The sequence below is a fragment of the Lacrimispora indolis DSM 755 genome (assembly GCF_000526995.1).
Taxonomy (GTDB): Bacteria; Bacillota; Clostridia; order Lachnospirales; family Lachnospiraceae; genus Lacrimispora; species Lacrimispora indolis.
The window spans coordinates 1,430,887-1,445,776 of record NZ_AZUI01000001.1 but is presented as its reverse complement, the minus strand read 5'-3'; the positions used below and the strand labels follow the sequence as shown (position 1 = coordinate 1,445,776).

Annotated in this window: 7 protein-coding genes; 4 read left to right on the top strand and 3 right to left on the bottom strand. The window is 50.7% G+C overall.

What is annotated here, in order from left to right:
* Positions 1-269: 269 nt before the first annotated feature.
* A complete protein-coding gene (locus K401_RS0106875) occupies positions 270-1,982 on the top strand; it encodes a carbon starvation CstA family protein (protein ID WP_024292265.1) in 1,713 nt (570 codons plus the stop codon).
* Positions 1,983-2,133: 151 nt separating this feature from the next.
* On the opposite strand, the gene K401_RS34325 is transcribed toward K401_RS0106875, so the two are convergent.
* The 3 genes from K401_RS34325 to K401_RS34320 all read right to left on the bottom strand — a co-directional run bounded on the left by K401_RS34325 (position 2,134) and on the right by K401_RS34320 (position 11,315).
* Positions 2,134-5,481, bottom strand: coding sequence for a hypothetical protein (locus K401_RS34325; protein WP_024292264.1), 3,348 nt, complete (start codon positions 5,479-5,481; stop codon positions 2,134-2,136).
* Between the two features lie 650 nt (positions 5,482-6,131).
* On the bottom strand, positions 6,132-6,236 hold the full coding sequence (locus K401_RS34185) for a 16S rRNA (cytosine(1402)-N(4))-methyltransferase (RefSeq protein WP_242837837.1): 105 nt from the start codon (positions 6,234-6,236) through the stop codon (positions 6,132-6,134).
* A gap of 858 nt (positions 6,237-7,094) precedes the next feature.
* Positions 7,095-11,315, bottom strand: coding sequence for a beta strand repeat-containing protein (locus tag K401_RS34320; RefSeq protein WP_024292263.1), 4,221 nt, complete (start codon positions 11,313-11,315; stop codon positions 7,095-7,097).
* A 457-nt stretch (positions 11,316-11,772) separates the two neighbouring features.
* Between K401_RS34320 and K401_RS0106850 the strand changes: the two genes are divergently transcribed.
* The 3 genes from K401_RS0106850 to rplI all read left to right on the top strand — a co-directional run bounded on the left by K401_RS0106850 (position 11,773) and on the right by rplI (position 14,884).
* A complete protein-coding gene (locus tag K401_RS0106850; RefSeq protein ID WP_024292262.1) occupies positions 11,773-12,150 on the top strand; it encodes a LytR/AlgR family response regulator transcription factor in 378 nt (125 codons plus the stop codon).
* Positions 12,151-12,377: 227 nt separating this feature from the next.
* The gene (locus K401_RS0106845) at positions 12,378-14,438 is read left to right on the top strand and encodes a DHH family phosphoesterase (protein ID WP_024292261.1); all 2,061 of its coding nucleotides are present in this window, start codon (positions 12,378-12,380) and stop codon (positions 14,436-14,438) included.
* Positions 14,438-14,884, top strand: a complete 447-nt coding sequence (gene rplI / locus K401_RS0106840; RefSeq protein WP_024292260.1) for a 50S ribosomal protein L9 — start codon at positions 14,438-14,440, stop codon at positions 14,882-14,884. The genes K401_RS0106845 and rplI overlap by 1 nt, the downstream gene beginning before the upstream one ends.
* Positions 14,885-14,890: the final 6 nt, after the last annotated feature.

Sequence of the window (14,890 nt, the reverse complement as noted above, 5' to 3'; positions counted from 1 at the left end):
AGGAAAGAGCATGATCTCGCCCAGGAGTTCCGGGCTGAAAGCTTTCCCGACAGGAAATGCGATTAGGTTTGGACGGGGATCTTTCCGTTAACAAAGAGCTGCTGCCCGACAGGCAGTGGATTGAAGTGGCTGCGTTTGCGTGGCAAACAGAGTGGTAACGCGGATTGATTGATTCGTCTCTGCATCTTTTGATGCAGGGACGTTTTTTTCGGTTTATCGATTGTTATTAGGAATGAAAGTTCTTATTAAAATGGAAAAGGAGAGAGAGTATGAATGGTTTAACAATGATGCTGCTGGCCGTTGTGGTATTAGGCGGCGCCTATTTAATCTATGGCAGATATCTTGCCAGGACATGGGGGATCGATCCGAAAGCGAAGACTCCTGCTTTTGAAATGGAGGATGGAGTGGATTATGTTCCTGCTGATACCAATGTTGTTTTTGGACATCAGTTTGCATCAATTGCAGGTGCAGGCCCCATAAACGGACCGATTCAGGCTGCCATGTTTGGCTGGCTGCCGGTTATGCTCTGGATACTGCTGGGCGGTGTTTTCTTTGGAGCAGTACAGGATTTTTCTTCTATGTATGCGTCTGTAAAGAACAAAGGGCGTTCCATTGGATACATTATTGAACTTTATATAGGAAAATTGGGAAAACAGTTATTCCTATTATTTACCTGGCTGTTTTCCATCCTGGTGGTAGCTGCCTTTGCAGATATTGTTGCGGGAACCTTTAACGGTTTTTCTGCCGATGGTGCGGCGATTCCGGCAAATGGTGCCGTTGCCACGACTTCCCTGCTGTTTATCGTATTTGCCGTGGCTCTTGGATATTTCCTGAAATACACAAAATTCGGAAAAATAGTAAACACATTGACTGCCATAGTTTTTCTTGTGCTGGCCGTTGGGCTTGGCCTTGCTTTTCCGGTATATATCCCCCAGAGTTCCTGGCTGATTTTTGTATTCTTATATGTGCTGGTTGCTTGTGTTACACCGGTATGGGCACTTTTACAGCCTCGTGATTATCTGAACAGTTATTTGCTCATTGCCATGATTGTCGGAGCTGTTTTTGGGATTTTGGTATACAATCCTTCTATGAATCTGCCATCCTTTACCGGATTCAAACTGGTTGGTACCAATGGAAGCGTATCCTATTTGTTTCCGACCCTGTTTGTTACCATTGCCTGCGGAGCCGTATCAGGGTTCCATTCTCTGGTAGCTTCGGGAACTGCATCAAAGCAGATCAAAAATGAGAAAAATATTTTACCTGTTTCCTTCGGTGCCATGCTGCTGGAAAGCCTGTTGGCAATTACTGCGCTGATTGCAGCCGGATTTATAGCAACAAAGGAAGGGCTGCCGGCAGGCACGCCACCCCAGCTTTTTGCCAGGGCCATCGCTGTGTTTTTAACCAGCCTGGGTTTGCCGGAATCTGTGTGTTATACGCTCATAACTCTGTCCATATCCGCGTTTGCACTGACCAGTCTGGACTCTGTGGCCCGTGTGGGGCGTATCGCATTTCAGGAATTTTTTACTGATGATTCCATGGAACCAGAGAAAAAAGGTTCGTTGAATAAATTTCTGACGAATAAATATGTTTCTACCATCCTGACTCTGCTGCTCTGCTATGCTCTGTCCCAGGCAGGATATGCCAGTATCTGGCCGCTGTTTGGTTCCGCCAATCAGCTCTTGTCCGCACTGGCATTGATAGCTTGCGCCGTATACTTAAAGAAAACAAACCGCCAGGGCTTTATGCTCTGGGGGCCAATGGTCATTATGTTGGGCGTGACCTTCACAGCGCTTGGATTAAAGATTAAGGAACTGATCACAGCACTTTCCGGACAGTTTGTATTTGGAAATGCGCTGCAGCTTGTATTTGCAGTACTCCTGCTCATACTCGGCGTGATTGTTGCTTTTGAAGGAATTAAAAAGCTGATTGGAAAAGAAGATGAGGAAGTAGCTAAGACAGGGAAAAATGCATTGGCTCAGTAGGAGCTTCCGCAAGAGCGAAAAAAGAATGTTGGCATTGCTTAAAGTTTTCATTAAAATCAGCACACTCTCCTCTAAAAAGGGAAGAGTGTGCTGATTTTTAGTTTCAATTATTACGAGCTAAATAGAATTGATTCTTTTTGTTTGCTCATTGTTATTGTATATACAGGCCACCTGAATAGAAGAAAGGCAGACTTTGTGCCTGTGTACCGCCACTGGTAGTAAATCCTAATACGATCGCAACCTGAGTACCTGCGGTAAGCGGGACGTTCAGTCCGGTGGAGGAGCCTGCCCGGGTTACATAAGCTCCATAGGCAGTTCCCTGCGTATAGGGCTGGGTTGCCGGTGTAATTGTACTGGTGATAATTGTATAATCCGCGCTGTTCGATGGGGCAGTTGCTATTGCCACATACAATGTTACATTGGTAGTTGGTGTAAATGCTGCAACTGTAGCAAAGTTTGCATAAATTGACTGAAGTGTTCCATCGACTGGCATTGTAAAGGTATACCAGCCGTCTGCTGTATTGATTGAAAAGGTGGTTGCGGATGTCAGGGTTAACGTTGTTGCACTTTCACCATAGCCGGTTAAAGAAATAGCTGATGATGCACCAGAAGAGTTTGTGGCAGGTGTTGCATTTACATAACCTGTCGCAAAAGGAATAATATTTCCTGATGCAAGGCCGGCTGGCCCGGTATCGCCGGTAGGCCCGGTATCACCGGTAGGTCCGGTAGGTCCGGTGTCCCCGGTAAGCCCGATAGGTCCGGTAGGTCCGGTAGGCCCGGTGTCACCAGTAGGCCCAGTGGGTCCGGTATCGCCGGTAAGTCCGATAGGCCCAGTGGGTCCGGTGTCACCAGTAGGTCCGGTGGGCCCAGTAGGTCCAGTGTCACCAGCAGGTCCGGTGGGTCCGATATCACCGGTAAGTCCGATAGGTCCGGTGGGCCCAGTGTCACCAGTAGGTCCGGTGGGCCCGGTATCGCCGGTAAGTCCGATGGGTCCGGTGGGTCCAGTGTCGCCAGTAGGCCCAGTGGGTCCAGTGTCGCCAGTAGGCCCTGTAGGTCCGGTATCGCCGGTAAGTCCGATGGGTCCGGTGGGTCCTGTGGGTCCGGTATCACCGGTAAGCCCGATAGGTCCGGTGGACCCAGTATCGCCGGTAAGTCCGATAGGTCCAGTGTCACCAGTAGGCCCGGTATCGCCAGTAAGTCCGATGGGCCCGGTAGGCCCGGTATCACCAGTAGGTCCGGTGAGCCCGGTGTCACCAGTAGGCCCAGTGGGTCCAGTGTCGCCAGTAGGCCCTGTAGGTCCGGTATCGCCGGTAAGTCCAGTGTCACCAGCAGGTCCGGTGGGTCCGATATCACCGGTAAGTCCGATAGGTCCGGTGGGCCCAGTGTCACCGGTTGGTCCGGTGGGCCCGGTATCGCCGGTAAATCCGATGGGTCCGGTGGGTCCAGTGTCACCAGTAGGCCCGGTGTCGCCGGTAAGTCCGATGGGTCCGGTAGGCCCGGTGTCACCAGTAGGCCCGGTGGGTCCAGTGTCGCCAGTAGGCCCAGTGGGTCCGGTATCGCCGGTAAGTCCGATGGGTCCGGTGGGTCCAGTGTCACCAGTAGGCCCGGTGGGTCCAGTGTCGCCAGTAGGCCCATTAGGTCCGGTATCACCGGTAGGTCCGGTGGGTCCGGTATCACCGGTAAGCCCGATAGGTCCGGTGGGCCCAGTATCGCCGGTAAGTCCGATAGGTCCAGTGTCACCAGTAGGCCCGGTATCGCCAGTAAGTCCGATGGGCCCGGTATCACCAGTAGGTCCGGTGGGCCCAGTATCGCCAGTAAGTCCGATAGGCCCAGTGGGTCCGGTATCGCCCGTAAGACCGATGGGCCCAGTGGGTCCGGTGTCACCAGTAGGTCCGATGGGTCCGGTAGGCCCGGTGGGTCCGGTGTCGCCGGTAAGACCGATGGGCCCGGTGTCACCAGTAGGTCCGATGGGCCCGGTAGGTCCAGTGTCACCAGTAGGCCCGGTGGGTCCGGTGTCACCAGTAGGCCCGGTGGGGCCAGTATCACCGGTAAGACCGATGGGCCCAGTGGATCCGGTGTCACCAGTAGGTCCGATGGGCCCGGTAGGTCCAGTGTCACCAGTAGGTCCGGTATCGCCGGTAAGGCCGATAGGTCCAGTATCACCAGTAGGCCCGGTGGGCCCAGTATTGCCGGTAAGACCGATAGGTCCGGTGGGCCCGGTGTCACCAGTAGGTCCGGTATCGCCGGTAGGCCCAGTGTCACCAGTAGGTCCGATAGGCCCGGTAGGTCCAGTGTCACCAGCAGGCCCGGTGGGCCCAGTATCACCGGTAAGTCCGATGGTTCCAGTAGGCCCGGTATCGCCGGTAGGTCCGGTGGGGCCAGTATCACCGGTAAGACCGATAGGCCCGGTAGGCCCAGTATCGCCAGTAGGTCCGATGGGTCCAGTAGATCCGGTATCGCCCGTTAGCCCGATGGGTCCAGTAGGCCCAGTGTCACCAATAGGTCCGATAGGCCCGGTAGATCCAGTGTCACCAGCAGGCCCGGTGGGCCCAGTATCACCGGTAAGTCCGATGGTTCCAGTAGGCCCGGTATCGCCGGTAGGTCCGGTAGGCCCAGTATCGCCGGTAGGTCCGATGGGTCCAGTATCGCCGGTAGGCCCAGTGTCACCAGCAGGCCCGGTGGGCCCAGTATCACCGGTAAGTCCGATGGTTCCAGTAGGCCCGGTATCGCCGGTAGGTCCGATGGGTCCAGTATCGCCGGTAGGCCCAGTGTCACCAGCAGGCCCGGTGGGCCCAGTATCACCAGTAGGTCCAGTAGCCCCTGTAGATCCAACAGGCCCCGTAGAACCGGTAGGCCCAGTAGCACCAATAGGCCCAGTAGGCCCGGTGGCACCGATAGGTCCGGTAGGCCCGGTGGCACCAACAGATCCGGTAGGTCCAGTAATACCGGTAGGGCCAGTAGGTCCGATAGGCCCCGTGTCACCAGCAGGCCCCGTAGGCCCGGCAGGCCCAGTGGGCCCAGTGATACCGGAAGCGCCGGTAGGTCCCGTAGGTCCAGTGGGTCCGGTAGGCCCAGTAGGTCCAGTAATCTCTTCTGTTTCATCCTCAACGACAACCAGCGTTCCCCTCAGCGGAACCTGTTGAGAAAAATATACCGTTGATGTACTAATGTTTACAAGAGAAAAAGTAACGGGTGGAGCTGTAACCTCAATAATTCCAACTCCATACACCTCTCCTGTTTTTATAGGAGAATTACCTATTATAAAGTCTCCCTGTGATGAGGATATGGCGAAAGCAGATCCATTTAAAGATGCTGACGACTGTGTTGCTAGCCACCAATGAATAACATATCTTCCAGCCTCAGGAATAGTAACAGTGCCAGTTGATGGATTATAGCTGATATTTCCTGAAAGATAAATGATTGAATCAAAGAGGACATTTGATCCGGTTCCGATTGATAAGGCAGCATTTAAGTCGATTTGTAGTGCGGAATTGCTCATTGTAATTCCTCCCCATATTTTACTAGTCAATATAAAAACAGCGCATAATAATGCCTGCTATATATTTTATGCTGAGAAATGGGATTAGGAAACTTTTAGTACTTTACATGTTTTCAGAGAATTTCCCTTTGTCTTTTCACAGAAGTTATAATAAAAGCGAGTTGGGATATTGAAAAATACTGATTTAGAATAGTATAAAATAAGAGGAATATTCATTGATGACGAATAATAGTTGAGGTGGTAAAAATAGACTTTAACCCGAAAGTGTTATAATTTGAAAGTGGTTTCGGACCAAAGATTGGGCTGAGAAGCGACATTTTTTACCCTCCTAAAATAAGCGAATATAAAAGTAGATATTGGAGATGAAATAACAGAAAATTATTAATTACCCCAAATGATGCTTCTATGTTTCACTGATACCGCAAGCCTAAAAAGGGGTAAGCCTAACCAAAGTCAGTGTTATGTTTCTATAATGACTTACCCTATTCCTATTAAGCTTTTATAGACTAATGAGATTTTGCACATCGAGCACGGCTATTAAAACCACATTTAGCTGCTGATGGCTGAATAGCCTTAGGAGCTATTTCTTTATAGATACCTCCACGATAGAAGCCTTAGAAGGACTTTTTTACGAGACGATATTCACCATGTTAAAAAGTAATGATAGCAACACGCCCGTCCTCAGCCATGGCAGAATGAATTTTTTCTAAAAATTCATATAACACTTCAAATTCATGATTGATATCAATTCGCAACGCTTTAATATATCTTTGACAGGATTTTTTTACTTCATTATTTCTATCCTTTTCCGAAATAAATTTCAAAGCGTCTTTGATAATTTACTGGAGCTGGCTTGTTGTTGTAATGCCAGTACCTTTTTTTGATTACGTGAATAATGGCACCATAGACTTCTGAGGAATGAGGATCGTCCGTAATTGGAAAAGTTTGTTTGCATGACCGTTAAAATTTCCGGGCTATAACCTAAGCGCTCAAACATTACTTTGTCCGCAGCAATTCGATGGAATCTCCATCAGTAGCATACAAGTGCCCCTTTGAGTTTAAACATTTAAATATCTCTAAAGTATGGCCACAGTGACCTAAGATGGCATCTAAATCATAATAAAAGAATCTGGTTTTGCTGTATTTCTGGGTACCATAAAGCGGACAGTACAGAATGGTTTCCCTGATTGTGGAAGAGATTGCGGGAGAAGTAAAAGGCGCGAGGATGCATAAAGTCAATGTAAATAAACAACTGAGGTTATTGCATTGCGTTAAAGTAATGAGCATTCCTGTTCTGCCTGTTATAAGAGAAGAACTTTGAGTTTCGTACTTTACAGAATTTGTTCAATGGCCATACCACATTAGAAAAGCGTTCTACCACGGTACGCGAAGCAAAGTTTTCAACATAGAGGTTTTGGCTGGTCAAATATGCAAACACAGAGGTATTAATATGCAGGGCCTCTCCGTCTTTTTTGTATTGATATATATGCCAAAAATGTACTATGATATAGAACCTGCTGCCCCCCGTTCTATAAAATCGCCTATTTCTGCTATAAATTACAGAGGATTACCATATGGCAATCCTCTGATAATAGCATATAGCAACTTATATTCTAAGCGATTCGCTCTACCAATATGCGTGCTCCTAATCCCGTGGCGGGAAAGAAGAAAGTAATTGGTGCAACGAGCGACTGCATCTGAAGTGTCAGGAGGTCTCCGGCGGTGAGTGTATAATAGTCTGCCATTGCAAATGTGGTCGTTGTATCACTGGTTGCCTGCAAGGACTGTTGCATGGTGGTTTGGGGCGTTCCGTTAATGACAAACGAGGCAAGAACATCTTCATCTGAGGAACTGGCTCCAGCTATAAGCACGTCAATACGGTATACGCCGCTCTCTACGATTGTAATGGTATTTGCTGTTGTATAGTCAACATTGTCTGATGCCGTGGTTTGAATGGTCATAGGAACCGTGACCGGTGTGGTGGTCAACGCTAAGGTTCCCAGCTCCGACATCAAGCCTCCAAAAGCACTGACTACTCCGCCAGTTGGACCCGTAGGTCCGGTATCGCCCGTAAGTCCGATGGGGCCAGTAGGTCCAGTATCACCGGTAGGTCCAGTGTCACCAGTAGGCCCAATGTCGCCAGTTGGACCCGTAGGTCCGGTATCGCCCGTAAGTCCGATGGGCCCGGTAGGTCCAGTATCGCCAGTAGGTCCTGTGGGTCCGGTATCACCTGTAAGTCCGATGGGCCCGGTAGGCCCGGTGTTGCCAGTAGGTCCAGTATCGCCCGTAAGTCCTGTGGGTCCAGTAGGGCCCGTAGGTCCGGTATCGCCCGTAAGTCCGATGGGCCCGGTAGGTCCAGTATTGCCAGTCGGCCCAGTTGGGCCGGTATCGCCCGTAAGTCCGATGGGCCCGGTAGGTCCAGTGTCACCAGTCAGCCCGATGGGTCCAGTAGGCCCGGTATCGCCCGTGAGTCCGATGGTTCCGGTAGGTCCAGTGTCACCAGTAGGCCCAGTGTCACCGGTCAGTCCAATAGGCCCAGTAGGCCCAGTATCGCCAGTAGGTCCAATGGGTCCGGTATCACCCGTAAGCCCGGTGGGGCCGGTAGGTCCAGTATCACCGGTAGGCCCAATAGGCCCAGTAGGCCCAGTATCACCAGTAGGTCCAATGGGTCCGGTATCGCCAGTAGGTCCAGTATCACCGGTAAGTCCGATGGGTCCAGTAGGCCCAGTGTCACCGGTAAGTCCGATGGGTCCAGTAGGCCCAGTATCACCGGTCAGTCCGATGGGCCCGGTATCACCGGTCAGTCCGATGGGCCCGGTATCACCAGTAGGTCCAGTGTTACCGGTAAGTCCGATGGGACCGGTAGGCCCAGTATCGCCAGTAGGGCCGATGGGGCCGGTATCACCCGTAAGCCCGATGGGTCCAGTAGGCCCAGTATCACCGGTAGGTCCAATGGGTCCGGTATCGCCAGTAGGTCCAGTATCACCGGTCAGTCCGATGGGTCCAGTAGGCCCAGTATCACCGGTCAGTCCGATGGGCCCGGTATCACCAGTAGGTCCAGTGTTACCGGTAAGTCCGATGGGACCGGTAGGCCCAGTATCGCCAGTAGGGCCGATGGGGCCGGTATCACCCGTAAGCCCGGTGGGGCCGGTAGGTCCAGTGTCACCGGTCAGTCCAATAGGCCCAGTAGGCCCAGTATCACCAGTAGGTCCAATGGGTCCGGTATCGCCAGTAGGTCCAGTATCACCGGTAAGTCCGATGGGTCCAGTAGGCCCAGTGTCACCGGTCAGTCCGATGGGCCCGGTATCACCAGTAGGTCCAGTGTTACCGGTAAGTCCGATGGGGCCGGTATCACCCGTAAGCCCGATGGGTCCAGTAGGCCCAGTGTCACCGGTCAGTCCAATAGGCCCAGTAGGCCCAGTATCACCAGTAGGTCCAGTGTCACCGGTAAGTCCGATGGGCCCAGTAGGCCCAGTATCACCGGTAAGTCCAATAGGCCCAGTATCACCAGTAGGTCCAATGGGTCCGGTATCGCCAGTAGGCCCAGTGTCACCGGTCAGTCCAATAGGCCCAGTATCGCCAGTAGGTCCAATGGGTCCGGTATCACCCGTAAGCCCGGTGGGGCCGGTAGGTCCAGTATCACCGGTAGGCCCAATAGGTCCAGTGTCGCCGGTCAGCCCAATGGGTCCGGTAGGCCCAGTGTCACCAGTAGGCCCAGTGGTCCCGGTATCGCCGGTCAGCCCGATGGGTCCAGTAGGCCCAGTGTCACCGGTCAGTCCAATAGGCCCAGTAGGCCCAGTATCGCCAATAGGTCCAATGGGTCCGGTATCGCCAGTAGGTCCAGTGTCACCGGTAAGTCCGATGGGTCCGGTAGGACCAGTGTCACCAGTGGGTCCGGTATCACCCGTGAGCCCGATAGGTCCGGTGGGCCCAGTATCGCCGGTAAGTCCGATAGGTCCAGTGTCACCAGTAGGCCCGGTGGGCCCAGTATCGCCAGTAAGTCCGATAGGCCCAGTGGGTCCGGTATCGCCAGTAAGACCGATGGGCCCAGTGGGTCCGGTGTCACCAGTAGGTCCGATGGGTCCGGTAGGCCCGGTGTCACCAGTAGGCCCGGTGGGTCCGATGTCGCCGGTAAGACCGATGGGCCCGGTAGGTCCGGTGTCACCAGTAGGTCCAGTGTCACCAGCAGGTCCGGTGGGTCCGGTATCGCCGGTAAGACCGATGGGCCCAGTGGGTCCGATGTCACCAGTAGGTCCAGTGTCACCAGCAGGTCCGGTGGGTCCGGTGTCACCAGTAGGCCCGGTGTCACCAGCAGGCCCGGTGGGCCCAGTATCACCGGTCAGTCCAATAGGTCCAGTATCACCAGTAGGTCCAATGGGTCCGGTATCACCCGTAAGCCCGGTGGGTCCGGTAGGTCCAGTATCACCGGTAGGCCCAATAGGTCCAGTGTCGCCGGTCAGCCCAATGGGTCCGGTAGGCCCAGTGTCACCGGTCAGTCCAATAGGCCCAGTAGGCCCAGTATCGCCAATAGGTCCAATGGGTCCGGTATCGCCAGTAGGTCCAGTGTCACCGGTAAGTCCGATGGGTCCGGTAGGACCAGTGTCACCAGTGGGTCCGGTATCACCCGTGAGCCCGATAGGTCCGGTGGGCCCAGTATCGCCGGTAAGTCCGATAGGCCCAGTGGGTCCGGTATCGCCAGTAAGACCGATGGGCCCAGTGGGTCCGGTGTCACCAGTAGGTCCGATGGGTCCGGTAGGCCCGGTGTCACCAGTAGGCCCGGTGGGTCCGATGTCGCCGGTAAGACCGATGGGCCCGGTAGGTCCGGTGTCACCAGTAGGTCCGATGGGCCCGGTAGGTCCGGTGTCACCAGTAGGCCCGGTGTCACCAGTAGGTCCGATGGGCCCGGTAGGTCCAGTGTCACCAGTAGGTCCGGTATCGCCGGTAAGGCCGATAGGTCCGGTAGGTCCAGTATCACCAGTAGGCCCGGTATCGCCGGTAGGTCCGGTGTCACCAGTAGGTCCAGTATCACCGGTCAGTCCAATAGGCCCAGTAGGCCCAGTATCACCAGTAGGTCCAATGGGTCCGGTATTGCCAGTAGGTCCAGTATCACCGGTCAGTCCAATAGGCCCAGTAGGCCCAGTATCGCCAGTAGATCCAATGGGTCCGGTATCGCCCGTAGGCCCAGTGTCACCGGTAAGTCCGATGGGCCCAGTAGGCCCAGTGGGTCCGGTAGGCCCGGTGTCGCCAGTAGGACCAGTATCGCCCGTAAGTCCGATGGGTCCAGTGGGTCCAGTATCGCCAGTAGGCCCAGTATCGCCCGTAAGTCCGATGGGTCCGGTAGGTCCAGTGTCACCAGTAGGCCCAGTGGGTCCGGTATCGCCAGTAGGTCCAATGGGTCCGGTAGGTCCAGTAGGCCCAGTAATCTCTTCTGTTTCAACCTCAACAACAACCAGCGTTCCCCTCAGCGGAACCTGTTGAGAAAGATATACCGTTGATGTACTAATGTTTACAAGAGAAAAAGTAACGGGTGGAGCTGTAACCTCAATAATTCCAACTCCATACACCTCTCCTGTTTTTATAGGAGAATTACCTATTATAAAGTCTCCCTGTGATGAGGATATGGCGAAAGCAGATCCATTTAAAGATGCTGACGACTGTGTTGCTAGCCACCAATGAATAACATATCTTCCAGCCTCAGGAATAGTAACAGTGCCAGTTGATGGATTATAGCTGATATTTCCTGAAAGATAAATGATTGAATCAAAGAGGACATTTGATCCGGTTCCAATTGATAAGGCAGCATTTAAGTCGATTTGTAGTGCGGAATTACTCATTCTAATTCCTCCCCATATTTTACTAGTCAATATAAAAAACAGCGCATAATAATGCCTGCTATATATTTTATGCTGAGAAATGGGATTAGGAAACTTTTGGTACTTTACATGTTTTCAGAGAATTTCCCTTTGTTTTTACACAGAAGTTATTTCAATAAAAGCAAGCCGGAATATTGAAAGGACATGGAATAGAATGGTGTCAGACAGGTTATGAATAAACTTGTTAAGGAAAATAAGAACATGAATTACAGCATATCCTTTCACTGTAAGCAAGGCAAGCTCATGGATTGTATAATCAAAAATAGTCAGATACAGGGCGGAAAAAAGAAAATAACCAACCTCAAATCCAGCTGATCCAATGTTTTATTTCAGTCCCCCGTTGAAAGAATATGCAATTCTAAGTATAATAGCATTATTACATTTAATGAAAAAAGATTAAAAGAACCAGGGAGGCATTATGTGCATCAGAGTCATAGTAGTAGATAACTCGGAGGAATTATTAGTTAAACTGACTCGTATTTTAAAGGAAATAGATGGAGTTGAGTTATGCGGCAGCTTTAATGAAGCCATTACAGCCATGCAATATGTGAGAGAAAATTCGATAGATATGGTGTTTTCAGATGTGGTCATGCCAGACATCAGCGGAATTACTCTTGCTGCTAAGCTCTATGAGCTTCCCAACCCGCCGGAGGTGGTACTTCTTTCCGGAATTCCCGGTTTTTCGCTGGAGGCATGGAAAATCCGGGCTTTTGGCTTTATCATAAAACCCTATACAAAAACGCAGATAGTTAAAATGATCAATCAATATATAATAGAAAGAAGCAGAGTGGTATAAGGCTGAGAAAGATGTTCGGCGGTAACAGACAATAAGGACCATACCGGTTTATTGTCAAAGGGGTTTTTGCGTTTTTTGCAGCGCAAAGGCCCTTTAAAAATTGTTTTAAATTCACCGAAAGCCTTGTATTTCCTTAGTTTTTGTATTTTAATGGACGAACCCAGATGACTATGATATAATGTTAAGATAGTGAAAAAGAGAACCCTTTTTTCCATAAGGAGAAAGATATGAAAGAAAAGTTCAAAATAAAGGGACAGCTGAGGACGTATATGCAGTGGCCGCTTTATCTGAGCGCATTGCTGATTGCCGCCAATACGGTGATCGGCGCAGCCAGCACAAAAGCGGGCATTATCATGGCGGTTTTTACACTTCTGTATATAGGTATAGCAGTCTGGCTTTATACTTACAGAAGAAGACTTCTGCTGAGTGGCCTTGTGGAATTTTCTGCGGAATATTCCTGGATGCAGAAGCAGCTCCTTACCGATCTGGAAATTCCGTATGGGATGGCGGATGAAAACGGAAGGATTCTCTGGGGAAATACAGTGTTTTCAGAGGTGTTGGGGGAAGAAAAGCCTCTAAAGCTTACAAGAAAGAACATCATGACCATTTTTCCGGAGATAACAAAGGAAGTGTTAAAGCTTAACGAGGGTACGGCTGTTCTTCATGCCGCACGGGATGAACGGAAATACCAGATCCGCTTAAAGGCCATTTATATGAAGGATTCACCGGAATCTATTGTTCCATCCATTGGCATGGAGGCTGCCGGGCAGATGCTTGTGGCAATCTATCTTTTTGATGAAACAGAGATTCTTACTTATAAGCAGATGGTGGATGACCAGAAGATGGTGGCCGGCCTTATTTATCTGGATAATTATGATGAGGCTCTGGAGAGTGTGGAAGAGGTACGACGTTCCCTGCTTACTGCCCTCATTGACCGGAAGATCACCAAATACATCACCAATATGAACGGGATCGTTAAGAAGCTGGAAAAGGATAAATATTTTATTGCCATTAAGCAGTCCTATATTGCGGAACTTAAGGAGAACCGTTTTTCCATTTTGGAAGAAGTAAAAACCGTCAATATCGGCAATGAGATGGCAGTGACCTTAAGCATTGGCCTTGGAATGAACGGAGACAGCTATTACCGGAATTACGATTTGGCAAGAATCGCCATTGATATGGCCCTGGGACGGGGAGGCGACCAGGCGGTGATTAAGGATGGTGAACGGATCCAGTATTTCGGAGGTAAGGCCCAGCAGGTAGAAAAAACCACCCGCGTAAAGGCCCGTGTAAAGGCTCATGCGCTCAGGGAGCTGATGGAGACAAAGGACCGGCTGTTGATCATGGGACACCGTTTAACAGATATTGATGCCTTTGGCGCTGCGGTTGGAATTTACCGCATTGCGACGGCCATGGATAAAAAGGCCAATGTCATCATCAATGAAGTGACTACCTCGGTCCGCCCCATGCTGGACCGTTTTGTGGGAAATCCTGATTACCCGGAGGATTTATTTTTAACAGGAGCTAAAGCAGCAGAGCTGGTGGACGCCAATACTCTTTTGGTGGTGGTGGATGTAAACCGTCCCAGCATTACCGATGCGCCGGAGCTTCTTCGTCTTGTAAAGACCATTGTGGTTCTGGACCATCACAGACAGAGCAGTGAGATCATTGATAATGCGGTTCTTTCTTATGTGGAACCCTATGCATCCTCTTCCTGTGAAATGGTAGCGGAGGTGCTGCAGTACATTGCAGATGGAATCAAGATCAAATCACCGGAAGCAGATGCCCTTTATGCAGGGATCGTCATTGATACCAATAATTTCACTAACCAGACAGGTGTCAGGACCTTTGAAGCGGCCGCTTTCTTAAGAAGAAACGGTGCGGACGTAGTCCGTGTGCGGAAGCTGTTCCGGGATAACTTAGATGACTATAAGGCAAAAGCGGAAGCCGTGCGTGATGCGGAGATTTTCGAGGGCTGCTTTGCCATCAGCGTATGTTCCTCGGAAGGAATCGATAGTCCTACGGTCGTAGGTGCTCAGGCAGCCAATGAGCTGCTGGACATAGCCGGAATCAAGGCCTCCATCGTAATGACAGATTATAATCATGCGGTGTATGTAAGCGCCCGTTCCATTGATGAAGTCAATGTACAGGTCATGATGGAAAAGCTGGGCGGAGGAGGTCACCGCAGCATTGCAGGTGCACAGCTTGCAGGTGTCAGCATTGAAGAAGCCAAAACCCGCGTAAAAGCGGTTATTAAAGAGATGTTAGAGAAGGGAGACATATCATAATGGAAGTTGTATTATTAGAAGACGTAAAGGCATTGGGCAAGAAGGGACAGATCGTTAAGGTCAACGATGGATATGCGAGGAATTTCATTCTCCCGAAAAAGCTGGGTATTGAAGCAACAACTAAGAATTTAAATGACTTAAAGCTTCAGAAGGCCAATGAGGCCAGAATTGCGGCGGAGCATTTGGAAGCTGCAAAGGAACTTGGAACCAAGATTTCCGAAGCGTCCATCACCTTAACCATGCGTGCGGGAGAAGGTGGAAGAGCCTTTGGTTCTGTATCGGGAAAAGAAATCTCTGCTGCCATTAAGAACCAGCTGGGATATGATATTGATAAGAAGAAACTGATTCTTCCTGAACCCCTTAAGACCTTTGGTTCCCATGAGGTTCCAGTCAAGCTTCATAAGGATGTTACTGCAAAATTAATTGTTAAGGTAGTAGAAAGCTAGGAGGCA

What these genes read in the sequence shown, in the direction of transcription:
- K401_RS0106875 (WP_024292265.1), top strand. Translation starts at nt 270, where the DNA reads ATGAATGGTTTAACAATGATGCTGCTGGCCGTTGTGGTATTAGGCGGC.
- K401_RS34325 (WP_024292264.1), bottom strand. Translation starts at nt 5,481, where the DNA reads ATGAGCAATTCCGCACTACAAATCGACTTAAATGCTGCCTTATCAATC.
- K401_RS34320 (WP_024292263.1), bottom strand. Translation starts at nt 11,315, where the DNA reads ATGAGTAATTCCGCACTACAAATCGACTTAAATGCTGCCTTATCAATT.
- K401_RS0106850 (WP_024292262.1), top strand. Translation starts at nt 11,773, where the DNA reads ATGTGCATCAGAGTCATAGTAGTAGATAACTCGGAGGAATTATTAGTT.
- K401_RS0106845 (WP_024292261.1), top strand. Translation starts at nt 12,378, where the DNA reads ATGAAAGAAAAGTTCAAAATAAAGGGACAGCTGAGGACGTATATGCAG.
- rplI (WP_024292260.1), top strand. Translation starts at nt 14,438, where the DNA reads ATGGAAGTTGTATTATTAGAAGACGTAAAGGCATTGGGCAAGAAGGGA.